Here is a 266-nt window from a genome sequence, read left to right on the forward strand (position 1 = left end):
CTGAAGAAATCAAAGATAAGATCCGCGAGGTCAGCTATCATATCCTGAATGCTACAAAGGTTGAAAACGGAGCGTCTCACATAGAGCTTATGATTACTGACGAAGGAAAAGTTTACCCTATAGAAATAGGAAGTCGCATGGGAGGTGATTTTATTGGCTCGGATCTCGTTCAGCTTTCTACAGGCTTTGATTATCTGCAGGCCGTATTGGATATAGCATTAAACCAATATACCCTTCCAGAAAGTGTGCAGTCAGTAGCATACGCT

General features: G+C 42.1%; 1 protein-coding gene. It reads left to right on the forward strand.

Annotation, left to right across the window (positions count from 1 at the left end):
* A partial coding sequence (locus SB724_RS20455; protein WP_410572724.1) for an ATP-grasp domain-containing protein occupies positions 1-266 on the forward strand: 266 nt, incomplete at both ends.

It is taken from the genome of Bacillus sp. SIMBA_031 (assembly GCF_046535225.1).
Classification (GTDB): domain Bacteria; phylum Bacillota; class Bacilli; order Bacillales; family Bacillaceae; genus Bacillus; species Bacillus velezensis.